At 43.1% G+C, this 23,244-nt stretch carries 22 protein-coding genes; 11 read left to right on the top strand and 11 right to left on the bottom strand.

Going from position 1 to position 23,244, the window contains the following annotated elements:
- Positions 1-405 precede the first annotated feature (405 nt).
- From GJB61_RS12525 to GJB61_RS12535, 3 genes are all read right to left on the bottom strand, one after another.
- Positions 406-4,884, bottom strand: a complete 4,479-nt coding sequence (locus GJB61_RS12525) for a LamG-like jellyroll fold domain-containing protein (protein WP_154118807.1) — start codon at positions 4,882-4,884, stop codon at positions 406-408.
- A 489-nt stretch (positions 4,885-5,373) separates the two neighbouring features.
- Positions 5,374-6,309, bottom strand: coding sequence for a glycoside hydrolase family 43 protein (locus tag GJB61_RS12530; RefSeq protein ID WP_154118808.1), 936 nt, complete (start codon positions 6,307-6,309; stop codon positions 5,374-5,376).
- 40 nt (positions 6,310-6,349) lie between these two features.
- On the bottom strand, positions 6,350-8,740 hold the full coding sequence (locus tag GJB61_RS12535) for an alpha-L-arabinofuranosidase C-terminal domain-containing protein (protein WP_154118809.1): 2,391 nt from the start codon (positions 8,738-8,740) through the stop codon (positions 6,350-6,352).
- Positions 8,741-9,293: 553 nt separating this feature from the next.
- Between GJB61_RS12535 and GJB61_RS31680 the strand changes: the two genes are divergently transcribed.
- Genes GJB61_RS31680 through GJB61_RS31685 form a run of 3 tightly spaced genes read left to right on the top strand, consistent with a single transcriptional unit; the run spans position 9,294 to position 10,434 of the window.
- Complete coding sequence (locus tag GJB61_RS31680; protein ID WP_229521619.1) at positions 9,294-9,896, top strand: family 43 glycosylhydrolase; 603 nt, start codon at positions 9,294-9,296, stop codon at positions 9,894-9,896.
- A complete protein-coding gene (locus tag GJB61_RS32175; RefSeq protein ID WP_338115775.1) occupies positions 9,866-9,988 on the top strand; it encodes a beta-xylosidase family glycoside hydrolase in 123 nt (40 codons plus the stop codon). The genes GJB61_RS31680 and GJB61_RS32175 overlap by 31 nt, the downstream gene beginning before the upstream one ends.
- Before the next feature lie 50 nt (positions 9,989-10,038).
- Positions 10,039-10,434: a beta-xylosidase family glycoside hydrolase gene (locus GJB61_RS31685; RefSeq protein WP_267490801.1), complete on the top strand. Its 396-nt coding sequence runs from the start codon at positions 10,039-10,041 to the stop codon at positions 10,432-10,434.
- 143 nt (positions 10,435-10,577) lie between these two features.
- On the opposite strand, the gene GJB61_RS12545 is transcribed toward GJB61_RS31685, so the two are convergent.
- Positions 10,578-10,844, bottom strand: a complete 267-nt coding sequence (locus GJB61_RS12545) for a glycoside hydrolase family protein (protein ID WP_154118810.1) — start codon at positions 10,842-10,844, stop codon at positions 10,578-10,580.
- A 602-nt stretch (positions 10,845-11,446) separates the two neighbouring features.
- On the opposite strand from GJB61_RS12545, the gene GJB61_RS12550 reads away from it, so the two are divergent.
- The 7 genes from GJB61_RS12550 to GJB61_RS32575 all read left to right on the top strand — a co-directional run bounded on the left by GJB61_RS12550 (position 11,447) and on the right by GJB61_RS32575 (position 15,400).
- Complete coding sequence (locus tag GJB61_RS12550) at positions 11,447-11,653, top strand: hypothetical protein (protein WP_154118811.1); 207 nt, start codon at positions 11,447-11,449, stop codon at positions 11,651-11,653.
- A 100-nt stretch (positions 11,654-11,753) separates the two neighbouring features.
- Positions 11,754-12,098, top strand: coding sequence for a hypothetical protein (locus tag GJB61_RS12555; protein ID WP_195724318.1), 345 nt, complete (start codon positions 11,754-11,756; stop codon positions 12,096-12,098).
- A 655-nt stretch (positions 12,099-12,753) separates the two neighbouring features.
- Complete coding sequence (locus GJB61_RS12560; RefSeq protein WP_154118813.1) at positions 12,754-13,143, top strand: sigma-70 RNA polymerase sigma factor region 4 domain-containing protein; 390 nt, start codon at positions 12,754-12,756, stop codon at positions 13,141-13,143.
- A gap of 85 nt (positions 13,144-13,228) precedes the next feature.
- The gene (locus GJB61_RS12565) at positions 13,229-13,432 is read left to right on the top strand and encodes a helix-turn-helix domain-containing protein (RefSeq protein ID WP_154118814.1); all 204 of its coding nucleotides are present in this window, start codon (positions 13,229-13,231) and stop codon (positions 13,430-13,432) included.
- Between the two features lie 523 nt (positions 13,433-13,955).
- Positions 13,956-14,135, top strand: a complete 180-nt coding sequence (locus tag GJB61_RS12570) for a helix-turn-helix domain-containing protein (RefSeq protein ID WP_154118886.1) — start codon at positions 13,956-13,958, stop codon at positions 14,133-14,135.
- A 163-nt stretch (positions 14,136-14,298) separates the two neighbouring features.
- Complete coding sequence (locus GJB61_RS31690; RefSeq protein ID WP_338115776.1) at positions 14,299-15,237, top strand: tyrosine-type recombinase/integrase; 939 nt, start codon at positions 14,299-14,301, stop codon at positions 15,235-15,237.
- Positions 15,227-15,400, top strand: a complete 174-nt coding sequence (locus tag GJB61_RS32575; RefSeq protein WP_420819746.1) for a tyrosine-type recombinase/integrase — start codon at positions 15,227-15,229, stop codon at positions 15,398-15,400. The genes GJB61_RS31690 and GJB61_RS32575 overlap by 11 nt, the downstream gene beginning before the upstream one ends.
- A gap of 341 nt (positions 15,401-15,741) precedes the next feature.
- On the opposite strand, the gene GJB61_RS12580 is transcribed toward GJB61_RS32575, so the two are convergent.
- The 7 genes from GJB61_RS12580 to GJB61_RS31695 form a co-directional block, all read right to left on the bottom strand.
- Complete coding sequence (locus tag GJB61_RS12580) at positions 15,742-15,945, bottom strand: hypothetical protein (protein ID WP_338115777.1); 204 nt, start codon at positions 15,943-15,945, stop codon at positions 15,742-15,744.
- 28 nt (positions 15,946-15,973) lie between these two features.
- Entirely contained in the window at positions 15,974-17,308 is a 1,335-nt protein-coding gene (locus GJB61_RS12585) for a sigma-54 interaction domain-containing protein (RefSeq protein WP_229521645.1), read from the bottom strand.
- 157 nt (positions 17,309-17,465) lie between these two features.
- Positions 17,466-18,410 carry a DUF561 domain-containing protein gene (locus tag GJB61_RS12590; protein ID WP_154118816.1) on the bottom strand — a complete coding sequence of 315 codons (945 nt, stop codon included), beginning with the start codon at positions 18,408-18,410 and terminating at the stop codon, positions 17,466-17,468.
- A 55-nt stretch (positions 18,411-18,465) separates the two neighbouring features.
- Entirely contained in the window at positions 18,466-19,701 is a 1,236-nt protein-coding gene (locus tag GJB61_RS12595; protein ID WP_154118817.1) for an L-lactate MFS transporter, read from the bottom strand.
- Positions 19,702-19,741: 40 nt separating this feature from the next.
- A complete protein-coding gene (locus tag GJB61_RS12600; protein ID WP_154118818.1) occupies positions 19,742-21,328 on the bottom strand; it encodes an acyl CoA:acetate/3-ketoacid CoA transferase in 1,587 nt (528 codons plus the stop codon).
- An 884-nt stretch (positions 21,329-22,212) separates the two neighbouring features.
- Positions 22,213-22,398, bottom strand: coding sequence for a helix-turn-helix domain-containing protein (locus GJB61_RS12605; RefSeq protein ID WP_154118819.1), 186 nt, complete (start codon positions 22,396-22,398; stop codon positions 22,213-22,215).
- A gap of 283 nt (positions 22,399-22,681) precedes the next feature.
- Positions 22,682-22,831 (bottom strand): hypothetical protein, encoded by a 150-nt coding sequence (locus tag GJB61_RS31695; protein WP_229521621.1) that lies wholly within the window; start codon positions 22,829-22,831, stop codon positions 22,682-22,684.
- On the opposite strand from GJB61_RS31695, the gene GJB61_RS12610 reads away from it, so the two are divergent.
- Positions 22,824-23,244, top strand: a 421-nt coding sequence (locus GJB61_RS12610) for a transposase (protein WP_195724319.1), incomplete at its 3' end; no start/stop codon positions are given. The two genes, GJB61_RS31695 and GJB61_RS12610, sit on opposite strands and share 8 nt — an antisense overlap.

Raw genomic sequence — 23,244 nt, forward strand, 5'->3', positions numbered from 1 at the left:
TGAAGTTGATTCCCAGTTGAGATGATTCCATCAGAGTTTCTCCACTTTCTTGTATCAGCATTTGTCCGTGTTTTCATTCAGCCACCTTGTCAAAATTCATTTTTTGATAACTCATCTTAAAAAGTATCACTGGCTAACTATCTGCTACTTAGAACCCTTGCTACACAATGCTCACGAGCATGACTAAATAGTCCGGCACTAATTGACATGATCCAATTGATGACGGACTATTCGCTTTATTAGCTATCGTTTTTTAAAGTATCAATACCGATTGTAAGCGATATCATTATTCCTAAATATGCACTTTTATTATAGAAATATGGACTAATCATAGGAGAAACAGAATTCCTTCTTAAACTGAACGTATCCATAGATAATAAGTAAGTAAACTGACTATTGATTTAACTAGTACTGAGCAAGAGCACTGATATCAGCAGCGGTAAGGACTTTGTTATAAATTCGAAAATCATCTATTCGTCCCATGAGGTAAGGATCGTTATATTGAGAACGACCAATCCAATTTTGCGTGGTAGATCCCATATCAGAAGGTTTAATCGTCATCGCGCTATTGCTCCCAACACTTACACCGTCTATATAAATGATTCCTGTAGCTCCATTTAAAACCACTGCCATATGATGCCAGCTACCAGTTTCCAACGCGGACGAGCCATCGATAATTTGTTCGCTTGAGCTATTATTCTTGATGGCAAAGCGGATTTTACCATTCGTTGCGTTTTTTGGCGTGAGGAACATATAGGTAGAGGTTCCCGAACCAAAATCAAATATACGCATCCAGTTGTTCGTCGAATCCAAATAAACCCAGGCGGCTACCGTGGCAGTGTCAGCGCTGGATACAACGCCTGCGGGAAGTGCAACATAGCCGTTTGTCCCTTCCAGCTTAACGGAGTTTCCACTTTTGCCGGATGCCCAAAGGATGCTACCTGTTAAAGTGCCATTTAAACCGTTACCAGTAGCATCAGCCGCCGCAGTACCGCCGGTCTCGTTGAACTTGAGCTGAGCAATCGGCAAAGTTACACTGGTTTCTGCAGAATTAGCACTCTCATGATCCGGATTTACGGCACTTACAACATAATAATACCTTGCACCAACATTCAGGCCTGAATCCGCATAGCTTGCGCCGATTACGCCTGCTGCAACGGTTGTATAAGGCCCCCCGCTAGCGGAAGACCGCTTAATGTTATAACCGGTAGCGTTTGAAGCAGTCTCCCAGTTCAAATTAACAGTCAGTCCGCTTATATTCTTAGAAGAGAGCGCTGTTGGCACCGCAGGCATAGCCAGAGTCTGCCCGTTCATCACGCTCACTATTTCGGATGCGCTGATCGCACGGTTGTAGATTCGGAAATCATCAACCTGCCCCTTCAGATATTTGTCCCCATTCCATTCTGATTTGCCAATGAAGTTACCGCTGTCAGTTGGCTTCAAATCGGACGGTTTCAGGGTCATCGCTGAGTTTCTTGCAGCCTCCACTCCATCGATATAGAGAATACCTGTACTACCTGATAAAGTTACTGCAACATGCTTCCACGTATTGTTTGCTAAATTGCCTCCCTTTGAAATGTTCTGCTCCGAAGTATTGCCACTTGCGGTAATTGAGAACCTGCTGCCGTTAAGCAGCATCATCATATATTTAGTTGGAACTGAAGCGGCAGGAGGTCCAGCTGTAAACAAGCTGACGGCATCAGATGTATTACTGGATTTAACCCAGGCTGCAAACGTCATACTGCTTAAATCATCGGTAAGATTACCCGGTAGAGACACGTAAGCCGCATCCGTACTGGCTCCTCCAAAAGTGATAGCATTGCCGGACTTACCGGTCGCCCATGTCGCATTGGATCCGCCAATAACAATACCGTTGTTCCCTTTTCCAGAGGAGTCAGGAACTGTAGTTCCGCCTGTTTCATCAAACTTATACCAGATGATTAGGCTTGAGTCCGGTGCTGCATTCGGCGTTGTCGCCGAAGCAATCGCCGATGGGCTGGATCCTCCCAGTGCATTCACTGACTTCACATAGAAGTAGTAGGTTCTTCCTTTTTTCAAACCCGTAAAAGTATATGAGGTTCCGGTAATACTATCCGTATTCATCTTTTGGTAAATGGCATTAACAGCAGAAGATTCACTCATAAATACTTGATAGCCCGTTGCTCCTGCTGCAGCAGACCAACTCAAATTAATTGTACTGTAATCCGTAGCGGCGGCACTTACATCTGACGGCGTTAAGGGGACTGTCGGCAAATTCTGCCCACTCACTACATTCGTAATTTCGGACGAGTTTAATGCACGATTATATATCCGGAAATCATCGATCTGTCCCTTCAAATATTTATCTCCCGTCCATTCCGATTTACCAATAAAGTTACCAGCTGTTGTCGGTGCCAAATCCGAAGGCTTTATGGTCATTGACGTATTAGTTGCGGCCTGTACCCCGTCAATATACAAGATGCCAGTACTGCCAGATAAAGTAACAGCAACATGCTTCCACATGTTGGCGGTCAAGTTCCCGCCAGCAGATATGTTCTGTTCTGCCGTATTGCCGCTGGCTGTCATTGAAAACCGGCTTCCATTAAGCAGCATCATCATATATTTAGTGGGAACGGCGGCGGCGGCAGGCCCAGCCGTAAACAAGCTTACGGCATCGGATGTGTTGCTGGCTTTCACCCATGCGGCAAACGTCATACTATTCAAATTATCTATAACATTGCTAGGCAAAGCTACATAAGTTGCCGTTGTATTCGTTCCTCCAAGACTAATGGCGTTACCAGCCTTACCTGAAGTCCAGGTTGCGTTGCTCCCTCCGACTATCGTAGCATTGTTTCCAAATCCCGAGGAATCTGCAGCTGTTGTTCCGCTTGTTTCGTCAAATTCATACCAAGTAATCAAGCTGACATCCCTGACTACTCTTACAATGGCATTATAAGAATTCCCGTTATAAGTAACTGTAATTGTGGTTAAACCAGGGTTAGTCCCTCGAACTGTACCTACCGCATCTACGGTTGCCACTGCCGAATCTGATGAGGAATAAACTGCTTGACTGGTGAGATCCTGACTGCTATTGTCTGCGGATACGGCTCTTAATCTTGTGTAATGCGTCTCATTTACCATAAGTGTATAGTTGCTTGCATCCAGATATGGGGTACCATCTCCACCAGTAGTTTCCGAAATAATTGGTGACGTCTGTCCACCCGCTACTTCAATCTTATAATAATAAATAGTATTGGGAATCAAACCTGTGTTACTATATGCGGTTCCCGTAATGGGCTCGCTGTTAAGCTTAACGAAACCTCCTTCTGGCTCCGTTGATCTGTACAGGTTATACCCCAGCGCCCCCTGTACAGTTGTCCAACTCAGATTGATTGTACTTGATCCAGCTTTCGTAGCAGACAATCCTGTAATTGCACTTAAAACTTTCTGGTTACTCATGCCAACAGTCTTCGCGGCATCAGGCGTGTACAGTAATGTTGCGAGTGGATAATCTTTGGAGGCTACTTCCGGCATTCTCGTTTCGTAGGCATAGGCCAGATATTTGTATTTATTCGCTGACATATCCCGCTGCTCGACATATTTGTAGTAGTTATATAGAACACTGAAGAATGCATCGATTCTACCTCTGCCATCCGCGTTAATACTGTCAAAATAGGCAGAACCAGCGGTATACCCGTCCGAGTATGCAGGCGTCCATAAAACATCGTAGCCCAGATGATATTTTAGAGCATAAGTTGTTCCCGCCAAGAGTCGGTCATCCAGAAAATTGAACGGATTTACCGCATTGGCAGCGCCAGACATGGTCCCGTTGACTGGATCTACCTTTGTGCCCTGTGCATAGATGGTTTGTGCCAATGTGGACAGTCCGGCAATATCTGCGTAAGAGTGCCCCACATCACGCCCCATTTCCATCAGTTGAACGTGTTGATCCGACGGAGACAGCGCTTCCCCGGTGATCTCATTAGCTGTCATTAGCCGCATCTGATATTTAATAGAGCCATTTCTTCCTCCCGGATTGCCTGAATCATTGACCATCGTTGCTTCTACAGCTTCCGCATATAGCTGCAGGTCATTAGTGAAGACGGCTCTGGCGATGGTTCCCATAACGCCAAATTGATGCTGATTCATAAAAAAAGTATGGGCATTGTAGGTGACCGAACAAAGATTCATCATATTAATAAAGTTAGCTGTATCCGTAGCGGTCCATTTCAAATTTCCTGTCGGGGTATCGGAATACCGTAATATTTCAGATGCCGCCGCTAATAAATAGGTCATCGTGGCAAATCGGAAGCTCGTGTGTGGAACCACCGATTGTATAGCGGAATACGACCGTATAATAGACATGGCATTGGCACGGTATGTTTCATCGCCAGTGATATACCACATTACCGCTTGTTTAAAGGCAGTCTCCGAATCCGTATTTGCCCGCGTTCCTACATATTCGCTGGGATCAGACCAATAAACGCCGTTCGCATCCGTAAACGCCCAAGGCCCTCGGATATTCACAAAAATATCATTACCGGACTCGTAATAAATCCGTGGAGTTTTACTAGATTGGGTATCACTCGCGAAAGCATTAAACGCCGTATTCCAAGGCTCATCTCCTGCTCTTGCATGATCCCTCATATTATCTAAGTCCGCTTGTGTTATAGCGATACCCGGATGATGAATAACACCTGATATCGTATTTCCAGATGAATCCACATAGGAAACGTTCACATTAACATTTTGAACCTGAGGTTTATACGAAGTAATTAACGGAGAAACGGCCGCGTTAACTTTACCAGCAAACCCAAGACCCAAAAATCCAGCAGAAGACAGAACAAAGCATAAGAACCAGATAAAAATCCGATGGCTACCTCTTCTATTAATCACTTGATCCATTATATTCCCTCCTTGGAATTAACCTTCACGGAACTTGGATACTCATGTGACTACCTTCAATGCGCTTGGAGTCTCTTTGCTTAGTGTCTGGGTGTCGATTAGAAAAAAAGTCTCGTATAACGTTAAAGTAAGCGCTCTCTAAAAGTAATATAAAACTCATTTTACTAGCCTTTAAGGACACCTAAATCGATAATAGATTGCTCATCACCCCTAACCGAAATGATCTTCAATGACTATAGAATACCAGCAGAGTCGTGCTCTGCTGGTATTTATGAATGTTCAGAGCACTAGTGAAACATACTATTGCGAACATATTTATAGATTTAAAGTGCTGAACGTCCGAAATCTTGTACTCGATACGTTTCTTAGATGACGAACAATTGTCTCATTTCAATCGCTTCGACGACTCACGCATGTTATGCATATCAACCTTCACTTCATAAACCGTTACGTTCGGTTATTCTCCGTTAACAGCTTTGAAATTTCAGGTTAGGAAAAGTGCTTTTGAATCCGGTAGTACTCCTCCAACGTAATTTCAAGCACAGTACCATGCTTGAAGCGGTAAGGGAAGCTGAAATTCTCATCGGAACGGATGAAGCGTCCGCTCTTCATGTCATCTGCAATAAACGGGACGTAGCCTTGCCCTTCGCCATGAACGCCGAAGAAATCGAGCATCAGGCACCATCTTCCGTCGCTCAGCTTAAATGCGGTCGGTCCTTCATATGAACTATGTCCGAGTTTAGCCATCTCTTCATTAAATGCCTGATTTTGCGTATATTCCCCGGTCAAAGTCTTGCCTTGCTGAAGAATAATCCCGTGCGGGTCAGCCTCACTCTTCAAAAAGCGGTTATACTCACCGTTCTCCTCATAGATTGCCGAATCGATGATACCGCTCCCGTCTTTCCTGCACAATAACTGCGGTTTATCAAAGCTAATAAAGTCCTTAGTCCGTGTATAGAAAATAGCCTTATGACCAAAATCATTCGATGCATGGGACGATGTCCAGTGAATAACATAGTCATCTCGGGTCTGATCGTACAGCACCTCAGGCGCCCATAGACAGCCAAAATCCTCATCGCCAAGCTTGATCATTCTCTGGTCTGACCAATTTACCAGATCGTCAGACTCCCATAAGACCAGATGCTTGCTCCCAATGCGCGCGATATTTTTCCATGCCCCTTCATACTTGGTGTTGAAGCAATTGGCCAGACCGAGGTCCGTAGACAGAATATAAAATTTACCATACTTCGTACGGACAATAGTATGATCCCGTACCCCCTTGTCACCTTTATCGCTCCAAAGTACAGGTTTACCGCCATTAACCTGTTCCCAGTTGAACCCATCCTTACTTAGTCCAAAGTAAACTTGCTCACCATCAGGTGTCTCTTTTTCCCGAAAATGAACGAATAAATAAGCGCTTGCCATTTAACTTCTCCCCTTTTCATTTACTTCTGCATTGGTATCGTTATTTCAATTGTTTCGCTCGCATAACGGTAAAAGAATGCTTTGGAACCTCGTATTCAAACTCATTGCCCTGCAGATGAAGTGTTGCAATCTTCGGCGCAATCCGAGTTGGTTCTTCGAAGCTGTTCTCAGCCTCAAGGGAATGTCCGGATAATTCCGAAACCTCGATCATAAGTTTTTGTTTCTCATCGAACCCTTCCAGCATAATTCCGGTATTTACCTGTGTATCTTGTAAATTGACAATCTTCAAAATTACGTCGCCAGTTGCTTCTTCGATGCTAGAAGAATAGTAAAGCGGCTCTAAGACGGGGAGCAAATCTTCCGTATCAGCAACGAGGACCCCATCAACGTAGGCCTGTATTCTTCTTCCGGTAATCTCTAGTAAAATGTGATAACAAACCTCGTCTATTACATCAAACAAGCAATGGGTTAGGACGCTGCCTGTTCCATTTACAATAGAGTTGATTACCAAGTCACCATTTTGCCATCCCCCGATCCTCAAAAGAAGCTCGTTACGATCATCGACCTTTCCAAAGTGAACCATGATGCCCCGGCCCCAGGTTATTTGTTTTGCAGTTATCGACAGCGTATAATGTTCGCTTTCAATCGATGCGAGTTCTTCTATTGTCCGGGCCTGTCCATTCTCCCGGTCCTCAGCTGTATCAGAAAGAAGTATCTTCCCGTCACCAAATTCTTTAGTTTCCCCGGTAACATGGTCGATGAGCTGAATCCGGGAATATTCGACTATTCCCCCTTCGGTTCCGACAGCTAGTCTTCCTGATATCGGCTTGTTTACGCTCAGAGCCTGCTGTCCGAAGCCTTCCGCTTGAACCGGAAGCACGTAATTTCCTTGATGATGCATAAATAGCTTCTGGACGTAATAGTTGGCCGTTCCGAACACATTATGATTATTGAACCAGATCAAATCCGGCTTCCAGTTCACGTAATCGACATTACAGAGCAGCGGGGCGTAGCAAGCAAGCCCAACTGCGTGGGCATTGCGTTCAAATCCAGTCATATAGGCGGCTTCTGCGAGTGCATTGTAATACGTATTGCCCCAGGAGGCGTATTCCCCGATGAATACTTTGGGATCTTCTGCCTTGAAGGAATCGTAACGGCGATGATGGGCCAGCATCCATTCCGGGGATTGATAGTAATGTTCGTCTACGAAGTCAGAACGGTTCTCGCGGGCCGATCTCCAGCCGCGCTCATACTCCTCTCCGGATGCGAACGGACCGCTGGAATTAATGATTTGGATATCCGGATACTTTGCCTTAATTGCCCGGTGGAAATACGCGTACCTCTCAAAGAACGGTTCACCCACCTCCTCATTCCCGATGCCAATATACTCCATATTGAAAGGTTCCGGATGACCAAGCTGTACCCGTAGTGCCCCCCAAGGACTCGAAGCCTCGCCATTTGCAAATTCAATCAGGTCAAGGGCGTCGTCAATCCAAGGCTGCAGTTCATTTAAAGGTACGCTCCGCTTATGATGTGGGTCGTAGCCCGCCGGAAGGACGGGAATCGGCTTGGCACCTATATCTTCACAGAATAGAAAATATTCATAATATCCGAGACCCAGCGTCTGATTGTACCGCCAATTGTTTCTCCGGGCAGGCCGCTCTGCAACAGCGCCGATCGTATTCTTCCACCGGTACATCGAATCACGGTCATCTGCATTCAGCGATCCGTCGTGAATGAGACAACCACCCGGAAACCGCATGAACTTGGGCTTCAAATCGGCAAGCAGTGTCGCGATATCCTTACGAAGACCATTAGGCCGATTAAGGAAGGTTTGCGACGGAAACAAGGAAACCATATCAAGACAAAATAAACCGGATCCTTTCGTCGTAAGAACCAATCTACCGCTGTAGTTGGTGGCGGAGGCGCTCAGGCATGCCTCGTATTTGGTCCATTCATTTGAAGTAACCACGATAGCTGTTTCCGCGTATACGCTTCCATCTATTCCCTCCAAGGTAATGTTGACAGGTATATCGAAGCTGCTATCCCTGCGCGCATACACTGAGAAGATATAGCTGTTCCCTTCCTTAACCGGAATGCCGGTGTTAAACCCTTGGTTCATCAGGCCAACTCCGTCGCCTGCCGTGCGAATATCAATTACTGCATAATTTCCCTTTTTGTTCAGAGGGGACTCACACTCAATGCGAATATTGCACTCTCCACCTCCACGCTCCACCTTCTCCCACGCCATTAGCGCATGATAATCCGGATGATCGATAGGATCAAAATCGAAGGAACGGTTCTGTACGAGTTCGGCATATAATCCTCCGTCGGCCGCATGGTTCAAATCTTCAAAAAAGATACCGAACAGATCACCCATAGCAGATCCCTGTTTGTCTGTATTTATAGTTAATTTTCCTTTTACGCTCATCAGCTCTCATCCTCTCCAGTCATAGCTTGAAACTTTATACACCCATGTATTTCCACAATTCAATCCCTTCATTGGTTAAAGTTAATATAAATATTAATTTATTTGTATTATTGTTAATATTATATTTTAGAATAAATTAACGAGTCAATGCAAAATTCCTTGTATTCCTGCAATTTTTGGAGGAATGTATTATAAAGAGCCTCTATTTAATTTACTAATATATTAATCAAATGATGAACTTCACCTTTTTCTTCTAAAGATAATTTAGGAGTTCTCCAGAAGCTCTAAGTATAGTTAGGTTTTATTGAGACTAAATCCTTTATTGTTGTCTTTGCGTGCTTAAAAACTCGATTCCAGGCAGGGCGACTCTTTCCCATTGAGGGAATTGCACCCACTGAAAGCACCGCACCGAAGTAACCTTGGATATCGATGTCAACTATCCAATTCCCTTTACGGTTGCAAGCTTTTCGCCTTCGTTCTAACGCTTTTTTTGCACTTCGTTTCGGGCGAAATCCGAAGGTACCGTCCTTTAAATTTGCTTTTAAGATGGGTTTTGTCAAAGTGCTTTTACACACAGATTTCGCAGGAATACAATTCAACTTCTGGAAAGCTAACGGGTTCGGTTCATGAGTTTTTTAAAGGTACACCAACAGGTGTAACTGAAGGCCCACAGCTCTACAAACGGGATGGCTACTATTACCTGCTTGTTGCTGAAAGCAGTACTGGGGTTAAACATATGGTTTCGATGGCTCGAAGCCACAGCCTGATAGGTCCTTACGAGACTGATCCCGATTATCCGATTATGAACACTGCGCATGATCTGACCTTTGCCTTACAGCAGGCAGGTCACGGATCACTGGTAGAGACACAGGACGGCGATTGGTATTTGGCTCATTTATGCACACATCCCATCCCGGGCACAGCTACAATGAATCCGCTCGGAAGAGAGACTGCTATTCAACGCAGCATATGGATTGAAGATGGCTGGCTGCGATTGGCTCATGGCGGAAAGCTACCCGCGCTTAATGTAGATGCGCCTGGTCTGCCGCCGCACCCGTTCGAGCCGTTTCCGGAACGGGATGATTTAGATTATTTGGAACTTGGATATCCATATGAGAGCCTTTCGTGCCATTCGATCCATCATGGGTTAGCTTGACTAACCGTCCAGGCTACCTGCGATTAACAGGCCGAGAATCGCTTGCCTCGCTGCATGACCAGAGTCTAATCGGTCGCCAAATCAGCATTTAGCGTGTGCAGTATCCACCTGCCTCGAATTCAAGCCGGACAGCTTCATGCAGATGGCTGGACTGGTTCTCAATTACGACGACAGTGACTATTACTTTCTGCGGGTGACAGCCGATGAGATCAGAGGAGTAGCCCTTGTCGTCGTAATGTGTGGAGCAGGGAAGTATGCTGAAATCTCTTTGATGCAAATTTCCGTGAAGGACTGGGAACGATATTATCTAAAGGCTGAATTAAACAACCGGGACATTATGTTTTATGCTTCTCCCAATGGAGAAGTCTGGATAGCCATGTGCACGCCGCTTGATTTAGGTACACTATCAGATGAATACGGCGGAAAGCTCGGCTTCACTGGATCCTATGCCGCGTTATGTGCACGGGATTTGGATCAAACAATCGAAAGAAGCATATTTCGACTGTTTCAAATACAAAGTGTTGATGGAATAGGATAATCTTAATTATGACAAGCAAAGTACCCCCACCTCTTTATTAGGGCGGGGGTACTTACTAATTGCTCAACAGCAAAGAGCACGTGATATGCCTTTCTATTCCTCTACAGTCAGTTCCATTTCAAACGGCTCATTAAGGTCGCAAATCAGAACACCATTAACCGCGTCAAGCCAGCAGCCTGGATCGAGGAGCAGCGGCTTTCGCAACTTCCTTCCAGGCCCACCTCATTCCCTGTCTCATCCCTTCCTAGATGGGTGAAATAGAAGATATAAGTCGCTTCGCCTTGCACGACAACATCAGCATACAGAACAATCCCGCCATCATCCTCGCGCTCACCTGGCTTATCAAGGATTAATCCTGTTTGCTCCCACGTATCCAGATCACTGGAACGGAATCCCCCTGTCCTCTCCACTCATCTACGATCATCCAATAGAAGTCTTTAAACAAGAATACATTCGGCCCCTCGTGGGGGCGTTGGGTAAGGACAAGACCAATTCCCTCCCAGTGGTACAAATCTTTGCTATCTGCAGCATAGGTATGTAACTGGTTCGCCTCGTCCTTGTACCACAATCGGAAACCGCCTCCAGGTAACTCATGAATACAGGCGTCGATCACCCGGTTTGAGCCCAGCAGAAGCTTAGTTATTGCAGCCCCATTCGAAATAGAGTCCCTGCAGTGTGCCGGAAGCGCAGGAATGGTGGGTGATTTATACGAATCGTAGAGCTACAACTGAGGGAGAACGGGTGGCATGAGTGCATGGCACCGACCTTGGTGTCGCTTCCCACGAGATGGAGGTAAAAACTGGGTTTATTGCCTATTTTAGACGACAGCTGGATCCGCTGCGTCATCATAAATTGGAACTCGAAATAAAGGCGCTTTCATATTATATATCCCCTTTCATTTGGTCTTCTTCCACTATCAATTGCGCTGCTTCCTAACTGAATTTTCTGAATGTTTCTCTTCGCTAGTGGAGTTCAGCGCAAGACGCAGACTCAGGATCCCTCCTAATACATTGTGATGGTAGTCGGACATTTCAAAGCCATGATCCAGTTTGATCTACTGTTCTTTTATATCGCGGATGTACAAGCTTACCTGATGCTCATCATTGACGATTCGGAGTGTTGCATTTACCCCGGACACTGCCGTGCGTTCACTCGTAATATGATTTCGACAGGCAAATACCACCTCACCGTCAAAGCCGATTCCATAGTGAAATCTTAGAACTTTAAAAAATCAGGATACCGAACTCCCTAACCATCTTCATGACCGATATGAACTTCTCAATTTGTATCAAGGATAAGGACCTTTTTTTATCGACAATATGCATAAAAATATGGATTTATTTTCTATTTTAGTAAAAAATATTCACAACTCCTTGCCTGACAATGATGAGCCTATCATATCATCAGCACTTTACTTTGCCTCTCTATTCACCGCCGAACCTCTAGATGATTCTTACTCAAGCCTGCTATGTAATGATTTAGCCCGCAAGAAAAAATCCTACAGACTGGAACTGCAGGACCATTTAAAATCTGTTGCCGAATCAGCATTAGAGAGCATGGTGAAGGAAATTGAGGAGTGTAGAACTGGCTACTATAAAAGCCATCAGGCTAATCATTTGCCAGTTGCTATTGCAGATCAATCGATTCATTTTGAGCGAAATTGACAGCCCTAAAGAAAATTTGCGAATGGCTCCTTTTGGGATGACGGCAGCTTTAGAACTGATTGAAGAGTACCAAATATGACCCTTAAATGTGATTTCTGATCAGTGTGGTTATGATACTCCTACTCATTATTATAGGGTGTTTAAACATCTTACTGGAGTTTACACCTAATAAGTACAGGAAGATAGGTGGTGTGACATATAAACAAAGCTGGGGAATTAGCGGCACCTTTTTATTTTCATCAATATATCAGTTATACAAATAAGAGGAAGTTTGCAAATTATTATATCGTTATTAGCAGTAAAATACTGAGATTAACTATAATCTGATTTTGCTATAAATCCTCGATATTTTCCATTCACTAAATCGATACATATTATTACAATTTAAGATATGTTTAGGTACAATTTGATACCTATCTAAGTTACGTATTATTAAATTAATAAATTATAGTAGTCCCCTGTGGTTGCCTCATTACAGGCATCAGTTAGGGGGCTTTTCTATTTATGTTATTAATCAAATTTAAATTTTCAACTAAGACTTGGACACATCACTTTAATAACACTTTATCCTATTTTGAAATATATTTGACAATTTTCTGATAAAGGTAGCATTTTACATCATTTTTCTCCATTTATAAAGAAAGGAGGAAGATTAATGAAAACTAATTCTAAAGAAGAATTATATTCATCGGTTGAAATGGCTTTCAGTAGCTATGTGAAATCGTGTATGACTTTTATGAGTCGTAACTTTTTTAAAATGCATGATCAAGAATTGTATCGTATAAAATCGTTAGAAGAAATTCAGGAGGGAACACTTGGGCAAATTAATTCTGAACATAATGATTTCGCTCTTATAGATGAGAAAGAATCATTATTTAAAGTTATTCTGACATTAAGCTCCTTCGAAAAAAAACTTCTTTTCTTAAAGTTTCATGAGGAAAAACCAGATTGGAAAGTTGCAGAAATACTAGGAGTCAGTAGGCAAGCAATAACAAAATCCAAGAAAAAACTATTACTAAAAATAAAAGATAGTTTAGATTCATAATCAAATTAATTCAATGTCATTTATTCGAAGTCCCCCATCCCTTTTATTGAATTGAGCCAATAGTTCTCTAAAAGGAGGAACAACAATGAGAGAAGTGCTGGATCTCCTAAAAATGTCCCAATCTGCTGATAAACATGCAGAAATAGAACTTATCAATAGATATGAAGGTCTGATAAATAAATTGTCCTGGCATAACGGAGTATTCAGTGAAGATTGCAAGCAACAATTAACTATAGAATTTATTATGGCTGTTAGTCGCTTCGATATTAAACGCTATATTGATAAATAATTTGGCAATTGAGTTGCTTTTTTTATTTATTTGCTCATTTTATAACGTAGGTGAATACACTCTCACCTCCAGTGCACATTGAAAATATTATAAATGAGTATTTCAAATACTTGACTCTTGTATCCGTAAATCGGAAAGCGACCAAGCGGAAACGCCATGAAACCTCACTATTCAATAAGGTTGAGCGATTACTTTCTGGCTTAAATCAATTTATGGTGGATTGATTCGCGATGATGTGCAAGAGTGATAATGATACTTCTGCCTGGCCAACGTAACTGTACTGGGGGCAGCCTGCTCGGATGAGGGGGAGTCTCTATATTACATAGAGCTATGATGTCGATTAACCAACGACAGTTTAAAATACTTCTTCTAACAATTTGTAAGAGCACTTATGTCTAATATTCTTCCATTTAAAAGTGAAGTGGAGGTTTAATATGAATTATTATGCCCTACAACAATAAATCAACAAGAGGCTTATGATTTGTTGTTTCAAAATTATCCGGATGTCGTCAACATTGAGGAGATGTGCGAAATGCTTGGAGGTATAAGCAGCAAAACTGCTTATACATTACTCCAAGAAAATAAAATCAGTCATTTTAAAATTGGCCGGGTTTACAAAATCCCAAAAATAAACATCCTGCTTTATCTTAATGTGCTTTCATTCACCTTCGACCGCCCTCACTGTGACGCTTTACTGCATTGAATCAACACTGCCATACGTGTTATGATTTATGCGTCAATGGTAGGATCAATGCGGGCTGCTATGAAAGAGGTATTTTCATGGTAGCAGGCCACCCACAAGAAAAAAAGGGTCTTTTTTATATGGTCTTAAATTGCAAGGATGAACACGGTAAGAGAAAACCAAAGTGGATTCCTACTGGCCTTTCGGTAAAAGGAAACAAAAAAAGAGCAGAGAGGCATTGCTATTAGAAACAAGGATGAGTTTTGGTCTTCTTTTAAATGCTGCTGAGGAAGAAACAATAGTTGAAGAGTCAGTCAATCAAGGCCCACTTTTTTCCGATTTCATGCTTCAGTGGCTTGCAATGATGAAACACCAGGTTGAATTTATCACTTACGCTTCGTACCACAATGTCATTACTAATCATGTTGTACCTTACTTTGAAGAAAAAGGGCTGTTTCTCAAAGAGCTATTACCATGTCACATTCAAGATTACTATCAGTATGAGCTTAACGAAAATGGAGTGACAACCAACACAATTCTCCATTATCACGCTAATATTCGCAAAGCGCTAAAACATGCTCTCCAAAATGATTTAATTAACACTAATCCGGCAGATAAGATTGAAAGACCAAAGAAAAATGATTTTGTCGGCAGTTTTTACAACAAGCAGGAGATTAATATTCTGTTTGAAAAAGTTAAGGGCGAACTGATAGAGCTAGCAGTCATTCTTGCCGCTTTTTATGGATTGCGGCGAAGTGAAGTAGTCGGATTGAAATGGACCGCTATAAATTTTGATAACAAAACGATTAGTATTAGGCACACTGTAACTCCGGTTTATTTTGAAGGTCAAGAACACATCATTGAAAAGGACCGGGCTAAAAACAAACCGAGTCGCCGCACTCTACCTCTTGTGCCGGCCTTTGAGGAATTACTGCTGAGGATTCGCGATCTACATGCACTTAACAAAGCAATATGCGGAAACTCTTACTGCACTGATTATGAGGAGTATATCTATTTGGATAAGTTGGGACAACGAGTTAAACCCGGCTATATCACACAAAACTTTACTAGAACTCTTAAAAAATGGTTTACGTCATATTCGCTATCACGACCTGTGTCATAGTTGTGCAAGCCTCTTACTCGCCAACGGAGTCAGTATGAAAGAAATTCAGGAATGGCTGGGACACAGCAACTATTCTACAACGGCCAACATTTATTCTCATCTAGAGTACAGTTCCAAAGTGTCTTCGGCATCAACAATGAGTGGTGTTTTGGTCTTTCAATAAAAAAAGATCACACTACCCTCAATATTTCATGAGAGTCATGCGATCTCCTCCTCGTTCTCTCCTTCGGAAAAAGCCCTTATAAATCAAGGATGCCAAGGACGGGGGTCGAACCCGTATGGTACTCACGTACCGCAGGATTTCAAGTCTGAAGTAGTCTTTATAGCCCCTTTTCTAAACCACAGAAAGTTCGGAAAGGGTGCTTTTTTGTATTCTATACTCTCTACGTTCAGGGATTTGTATATACAGCCATGTTAGCATAAAAACTTGAGCAGGAACTATACGCCCCTGCTTTTTACGTTTATTGAACTTTACTTTGGTCATCTATTAATCCTATATCTACTTTATATATAGGAAATGGAACTCAACATAGTTGTTAGCGGCTGATCTATCTGATCATCAATCACCGGTTTACCTTTTACGCTGATCCCAATCCTGGCCAGATTATTACCAGTTGATGCAATAGCATCCCCCTGTAGTGTGATCACTGCTTTGGTACCATGGAATGAAAATGCAACGCCGCCGCCCGAGAGGGCCAGCCACAGCACATCATTAAATTCTTCTGTCCTTGTGCATTTATAAGGTTTTGGAGTCCAGCACTTCTTCCATTTTCTTCAGCTTTCTGTAAATAACCGATCTGTCCACACTCAATTTCTTGGCCGCTTCTGTACCGTTCCCATAACAATCTTTCAGTACTTTTTTAATATAACGCCCCTCTGCTATTGCAGTGAAGTCTTTCAGAGCAGAAAGCTGATCTTTATTCTTTTCTATGAAGTGGTCGATTGTGAACCAATCCGCAACATCATCCTCTTCCTCTTGGCTGGTTCCCATGTATTCCGTAACCACAAGTCTTTCGACATAATTCCTTAACTCTCTCGCGTTCCCATGCCAAGGCTGACTAAGCATCTTATCAAATTCTTCAGCACTTAAGACATATTTCTTACCGTACATTTGATTGAAGCTGGCTATAAAACTGGAGATTAATCCTACAAGGTCTAGTTTGCGGTTGCGAAGCGGAGGAATATGAATCGGGATCACATTAATTCGGTAATATAAATCTTCCCGGAACAGCCCTTTCTTTACCAGACTCCACAGATCCCGATTAGTAGCTGAGATAACACGACAATTGATCGGTATATTCGAGATGCCGCCGACCCGTCTCACTTCATTATTCTCAAGAACCCGCAATAATTTGGCTTGCATCTCGAGGGGCAAATCCGCAATTTCATCCAGAAATAGAACCCCGTCATTGGCAATTTCAATCATGCCCGCCTTCACTTCCGCCTGCCCTTCAAAGGCTCCTTTTTCGTATCCAAACAATTCATATTCAAATACAGCCGGAGCAATAGCTGCGCAGTTAATCGCAATGAAGGGACCCTTCCACTTTTCACTCTTTAGATGAATATATTTCGCTATAACCTCTTTACCCGTTCCGGATTCACCATATAATAATACTTTACTGTCGTAGGATGCGATTTGGTTGCAGACTTTAATAATTTGTTTCATTGCCAAACTTTCGGCAACAATACCTTTCCCTTTCCCCGCTCCAGCTTCTCCTAATTGCTTGTTGATTTGCTGGGTTACAGGTACATTAGCTTCAAAATAGGTGTGTTCCTGTTTGAATTCATTTGAGGTGGTGACTACCAGCTGCACCTCCCCGTCCTTATCCAAAATAGGAATAGCTGTCGAGAACACATGAAACCCTCTTGACGTATCAATATTCTTAGATACTTTTTGTTTACTTTGAATGGCTTCCATCGTAATGGAATGACTATAATAGCCTGCCTTCACCAAATCCTGGACGTTGGCCTTTAGCAGCTCTTCTAATTGAACTCCAATGGTTAAAGCGGTAAATTCATTGGAAATTAATATATTTCCGTTTGGATCGGTGACAAATAAAGTAGAAGGCATTTCTTCAATAATTTCGTCTATCGAACGTTTACCTGATTTTTTATTTCTTTTAGTCAAATTTATCAGTCCTATACAGTTGTATTTCATCTTTAGAAAAAAAGCCAAGTGGTATCATTACGTAAATGATACCACTTGGCTATTATATATTACACTTTAATTATGCACCAACAACTGATAATTTACCCAGCTTCTCAAGGATTTCTTGAGCCTCTTCAAACATAGTGGTAATCATCTCTTCAACTGTGGTAATCTCATTAACCATCCCGCAAATTTGTCCTGCCATTACGGAGCCAGTATCTGTATCGCCTTCGAATACGGCTCTACGCAAAGATCCCAAGCTTAATTTCTCTAACTCTTCACGAGGAGCCTTTTCATTCTCAAGTCTAAGGAATTCAGCAATCATACTATTCTTAATACTTCTTACAGGACCACCCAGGCTGCGGCCAGTAACCGTTGTGCTCGTATCATCTGCTGTAATTACTGCCTGTTTGAAGTTCTCGTGAGTAGGGCATTCCACTGTAGCCAGGAACCTTGTTCCAACCTGGACGCCCTGTGCTCCGAGCGCAAATGCAGCTGCGACTCCACGGCCATCCGCAATCCCGCCGGCTCCAATAACCGGAATGGAAACCGCACTAACTACTTGAGGCAGAAGAGCCATCGTTGTTGTTTCACCAACATGTCCGCCTGCTTCTGTTCCCTCAGCAACAATCGCGTCAACACCTAACGCTTCCATTTTCTTGGCGATTTTCACAGAAGGTACTACCGGAATTACGATAATGCCATTTTCTTTGAGAGTTTTCATGTATGGAGCAGGCGTGCCTGCACCAGTGGTAACAATTTTCACGCCTTCTTCTACAATGACTTGAATAAGTTCAGGGATATTGTCCATCATCAACATCAAATTTACAGCGAAGGGTTTATTGGTGCTTTCTTTTGCCTTACGAATCTCGTCACGGAGACGGTCAGCACTAAATCCGCCTGAACCGATAATGCCTAACCCTCCCGCATTAGAAACAGCACCTACTAGAGGAGAAACGGCGATTTGAGCCATACCGCCCTGGAAAATCGGATATTTAATACCTAATAATTTTGTAATCGACATCTTATTAAACCTCCATTTTTTTAATCATTGCTGATCGTTAATGTAACTAAACTTCTTAAGCAGCTTTAGTAGCTTCCGGTTTTGGCTGTTGTTTTTCCATTGCTTTGTAAACAAAGGTTAAGGCAAAACCAACCAGGGAGATCACCAGAGCGATGTAAAAAGCATTCGTGAACATTCCGTCATTGGCTGCTGCAACCTTACCGGCAATTCTCGGTCCGAAGAATGCTGCTCCTGAATAACCGATAAAAGTTACACCATAGTTCACACCGTAATATTTCATCCCAAATTTCTCACCGACAATAGAAGGGAATATTCCCATGGTTCCGCCAAAGCATAAGCCAATTCCTACGATGGCTACGGCAAATCCGGCTATTGTTGTAGTTAATGCTATAGTCAGCATCATGCTCGCAATGACCAGATAGATCATGAGCAGACATTTTACCCGTCCAATTTTATCGGACACAGCGCCCCAGAATACACGGCCAATGCAGTTGCTGAGAGAGTATAAGCTTACATATAGCGCTGCGGCTGCGGCTGAAAGTCCAAACATCTTCTGACCGATTACGGAAGCATTAGCAGTTACCATCATTCCTGACAAGGCACCGATTAAGAACAGGCAGGCTATCACATAGAATAATGGCTTCTTTATCATTTCGTGCCACTGTACATTAACTCCACCCTTAGAAGCTCCAGCCGCCGGAGGCGTCCAGCCCTCAGGGGCATAACCCGCCGGAGCTGGTTTAACTAGCAGACCAAGGCTCAGAATGATGACCAAGAAGGTGACACCGAGCATTATCAATGCAGACTGGACCCCATTGCCGCTGATTAACGCGTTGGCTATCGGAGCTATAACGATGGTTCCGCCACCGTATCCCGCTGTAACAATTCCTGCAGCTAATCCTCTTTTATCCGGGAAGAGCTTTACACTGTTCCCAATGGTAGAGGAATACACAATCCCCTGCCCTATCCCCGTAATTACACCGTATGTGATATACAGCATCCAAGGTGCGGTTGCGAGTCCCGACAGAATGAAGCCAATCCCAAACATGGCCCCGCCAATGAAGATGGCCTTCTTGGCTCCCCCTTTATCCACCAATTTCCCACCCAGGATCATTGGAATTGGAGATATTGCCGCATTGATCGTAAAAGCCATCATAATATCCGGCATCGTAACATCAAATACTTTGGTTAGTGGCAGTGCAAAAATACTGAATGCGTATATTGCACCTACACAGATATTAATGATTGCTGATACGATCAATATCCTCCAGCGATTCAACGGTACATTCATGACATCATCCCTTTTCATAGTTTATTGGATCAATATTTAATTACTTCACTTCCAATAAAGCCCGGTTTTTCTCGGCAATAATAGACTTCAGTTTTCCCCAGTTTTCATGGAACATGGCTTGATCCATTTCTTTAAGATTTGGTGAGATATTCGGTTCAAATTCCATTTGATCCAGAATATGAGTTTGCAGGTCAATACCTGGTGCTATTTCAATTAATGTAACTTTTCCATCCTGCAGTTCGAATACTGCGCGCTCCGTAACATATACAACGGGTTGATGTACTTTGGCTGCATATGAACCGCTGAACGTGACTTGCTGCACCTTCTTAATGAACTTCTTCACTTTTCCCTCTTGGAGGATTTGCAACTTCCCGTCTTCAACCTTGATCTCTAGCCCGCCAGCAGTAAATGTACCTGCGAACACAAGCTTCTTGGCAGCTTGAGAGATATTAATGAACCCACCGCATCCAGCTACACGAGTTCCAAATTTGCTGACATTTACGTTCCCGGACTCGTCGGTTTGAGCCAAGCCAAGGACAGATAAATCGATTCCACCACCATCATAGAAATCGAACTGCGCGTCATGATCTACAATGGCCTCAGAGTTATAAGCATGACCGAAGTCTTTCAGACCTGCGGGAACCCCGCCAATCGAACCTGCCTCTGTGGTCAAAATCAGTTGGTCGCTTACTCCCTCTTCTGCTGCTATGTTTGCAACATTAACCGGAATTCCAACCCCAAGATTCAAGATCGCATTCGGTTGAAGCTCAACTGCAGTCCGGCGGGAGATGATTTTGCGCTCATCCAGCGGCAGGGATTCAATAGATTCGGTAGGTACTTTTACATGACCGGAGAATGCCGGATTATAATGAGTGTTTTCTGTCTGATAATGATTTTCTGGTTTAGAAACAACAATATAATCTACTAAAATCCCTGGTACTTTAACATCTTTAGGATGAAGGGTGCCACACTTTGCGACCGTCTCTACCTGGGCGATAACGATACCTCCCGAGTTGCGAACAGCCTGAGCGATAGGCAGAACCTCCATATGCAGACCTTCTTTTTCAAGAGTCAAATTGCCATTCTCATCAGCCACGGTTCCGCGGATCAAGCCGACGTTAATAGGAAACGATTTATAGAACAACCACTCTTCGCCCTCTAACTCAATAACCTTCACTATGTCTTCCTTCGTAGATGGGGACATTTTCCCGCCTTCGAGCCGAGGATCTACGAACGTCTCTATACCTACTTTGGTAATTACACCAGGACGCTTAGCTGCAATTTCCCGGTATAGCTGAGTAATTACACCTTGAGGCAAATTGTACGCTTCACATTTGTCTTCTTCGATGAGCTTTGCCATCCCAGGGGAAGCAATTGCAATTCCACCAATCCATCGTTTAGTTAATCCTTCATGGCCTAAGTGGCTCATTCCTTTGTCGCGGCGGTTGCCGACTGCACTGGCGTGCATTACAGTCAAATTCTTCGGTTGTCCTGTTTGCACGAAGCGATCTTCAATGGCTATCCCCATCTCTTCTGCCCAGCATGATAATCCAAACCCGCTGGCCGCAACTGTATCTCCATCTTTAATGAGTTCCGCTGCTTTTGCGGCTGAAATTACTTTTGTCATTTAATCTGCTCCCCCGCATGTGAATATTTTCACTTCAATGACTAAAAAAATAAAACTGTTGCTTCGTATACCTCAAATGTTTTGTGAAATATTTCGCAATGTCATCGTATTACAGAAAAAAGAACGGGTCAACAGGTCCGAAATGGCTCTAAATTAAGGTTTTTTTCTGTGGATTTTTTGCGACTCACTCTTTTGAACGCACTCTTTTTAAGCGCATTTTCTCTTAAATGATCAATAAGCGTGCCGGAAAAGATAGGGAAATTCAACTCTGACTTTTTCTTATTCAGATTGGAACTAACAGTCGCAAATTAACCACACTATTTCATTCATTTATGTTTGAACGTTATAACAACAACCTGTAGGTGACCCTTTCATATTCGGCGATTATACAAATTGATGCAGAATGCATATTACGATATTCAATACATCTCAAGAAAAAATAAAATATTTTTCACATATTGCGTAAATTGCATTTTTGCAACAGCTGATTAAAGCAAAGCCACTCCAAAAATATTACAAATCCTTATTATGTAATCATTGGTGGCAATCGCTACTACAGTTTGAAAGAGCATGGTCATTTATAAATCTCATTAACTCCCATTTGTATATTCTCAGATAATCAGATATAAAAACCTCTCTTAAATGCTTTTATCCACGGAAATTCTATCGTTTGATTAGGGGTGAAGGGAAATGAATAGCATCGAATCTATTGGGGAAAATATCAGGATTTCACACACATCTTACATTGGGCAGATCGAACGTGGGTTATTGAATTAGCTTATCCATCAAATTGGAGGAAATATAATGATGAACAGCGCTTCAGGAAAGCATATATTTTGACAAAAGAGAAAAGCACTCTCCCGAGTGCTCCTCTCTAGTAACCCCTATTCTCCCGGCACATATTCAATCAAATCAGACAGCTTGCATTGAAAAGTATCACAAAGTTTGAATAACGTCTCCAGCTTAATAGTCTCCAAGTGAGTTTCTCGATACAGTTTATTAATTGAATTTCGACTCAGGCCAGATTTCTCCATTAGTTCAGTGATATCGTCTATACCCTTGATTCGCATACGGGTTGAATCGGGTTTAAAGATACTCTTTATCTCTTCAATGAACTGCAGACTTCATCACATGCTTCATTCGATCCAATAACTTTTTGTAACCTATGTGCAAACAAAAGGGGCTGTCCCATAAGCCATGAAATGGCTGCTTGGGACACCCCTTGTTTTTGGAGTCGGATAAACGGTTGTGCTTGTGAGGACGCTCCGCGAACGGACCGTTGCTCCAATCGCTGTTGTGTCCAGATTTTTTGAATTCCCCTTAGCGGTGAAAATCCGGACACAAAGGCGACCGCTACCGCTTTTCCGCAATCATTCCGTCCTCTCCACTGGTTTCAGCGGAAAAATCATACTCAAAATCTTCATTGAAATCACAAAAAGAAATCGCCCTTTGGTAAAATGGAAGTACCAGCAACCATTTCAAAGGGGCGATTTCTTTGTACATTCAATATACCATGGACCAACTTTGCCTGCCAATGGATTTAGAAGAAGATATCCCGAGCCATCACCTCGTTCGTGTCGTCAATACCGCCGTCAACCGGCTAGACGACGCTATCTTTGCCGCAGCGTATCCCGGCGGTGGCCGCGACAGCTATCACCCCAAAATGCTAACCAAAGTCATTATTTATGCCTACACCCAGCGCATTTATTCCTCCCGTCAAATCGCCAAGGCTGTGCGAGAATCGATTCCCTTCATGTGGCTAGCCGGAAGGCAGCGCCCAGACTTTCGTACCCTCAATCGCTTCCGTTCCCAGCGGATGAAAGAGGTCCTCGAAACCGTGTTTACCGCCGTATTGCAGTTCTTGACCGAGGAAAAGTACGTCTCCCTAGATCATTATTTTGTAGACGGGACCAAGA

Origin of the sequence: Paenibacillus monticola, assembly GCF_009664975.1 — a bacterium.
Classification (GTDB): domain Bacteria; phylum Bacillota; class Bacilli; order Paenibacillales; family Paenibacillaceae; genus Paenibacillus_AQ; species Paenibacillus_AQ monticola.

Bases quoted from the DNA above. Each gene is read 5' to 3' on its own strand.
- GJB61_RS12570 (WP_154118886.1), top strand. From the start codon at position 13,956: ATGTGCGAAATGCTTGGAGGTATAAGCAGCAAAACTGCTTATACATTA.
- GJB61_RS12600 (WP_154118818.1), bottom strand. From the start codon at position 21,328: ATGACAAAAGTAATTTCAGCCGCAAAAGCAGCGGAACTCATTAAAGAT.
- GJB61_RS12605 (WP_154118819.1), bottom strand. From the start codon at position 22,398: ATGCGAATCAAGGGTATAGACGATATCACTGAACTAATGGAGAAATCT.
- GJB61_RS12595 (WP_154118817.1), bottom strand. From the start codon at position 19,701: ATGAATGTACCGTTGAATCGCTGGAGGATATTGATCGTATCAGCAATC.
- GJB61_RS12590 (WP_154118816.1), bottom strand. From the start codon at position 18,410: ATGTCGATTACAAAATTATTAGGTATTAAATATCCGATTTTCCAGGGC.
- GJB61_RS12565 (WP_154118814.1), top strand. From the start codon at position 13,229: ATGAGAGAAGTGCTGGATCTCCTAAAAATGTCCCAATCTGCTGATAAA.
- GJB61_RS12585 (WP_229521645.1), bottom strand. From the start codon at position 17,308: ATGCCTTCTACTTTATTTGTCACCGATCCAAACGGAAATATATTAATT.
- GJB61_RS31685 (WP_267490801.1), top strand. From the start codon at position 10,039: ATGGCTGGACTGGTTCTCAATTACGACGACAGTGACTATTACTTTCTG.
- GJB61_RS12555 (WP_195724318.1), top strand. From the start codon at position 11,754: ATGCATAAAAATATGGATTTATTTTCTATTTTAGTAAAAAATATTCAC.
- GJB61_RS12530 (WP_154118808.1), bottom strand. From the start codon at position 6,309: ATGGCAAGCGCTTATTTATTCGTTCATTTTCGGGAAAAAGAGACACCT.
- GJB61_RS12525 (WP_154118807.1), bottom strand. From the start codon at position 4,884: ATGGATCAAGTGATTAATAGAAGAGGTAGCCATCGGATTTTTATCTGG.
- GJB61_RS31695 (WP_229521621.1), bottom strand. From the start codon at position 22,831: ATGTACAAAGAAATCGCCCCTTTGAAATGGTTGCTGGTACTTCCATTT.
- GJB61_RS12560 (WP_154118813.1), top strand. From the start codon at position 12,754: ATGAAAACTAATTCTAAAGAAGAATTATATTCATCGGTTGAAATGGCT.
- GJB61_RS12535 (WP_154118809.1), bottom strand. From the start codon at position 8,740: ATGAGCGTAAAAGGAAAATTAACTATAAATACAGACAAACAGGGATCT.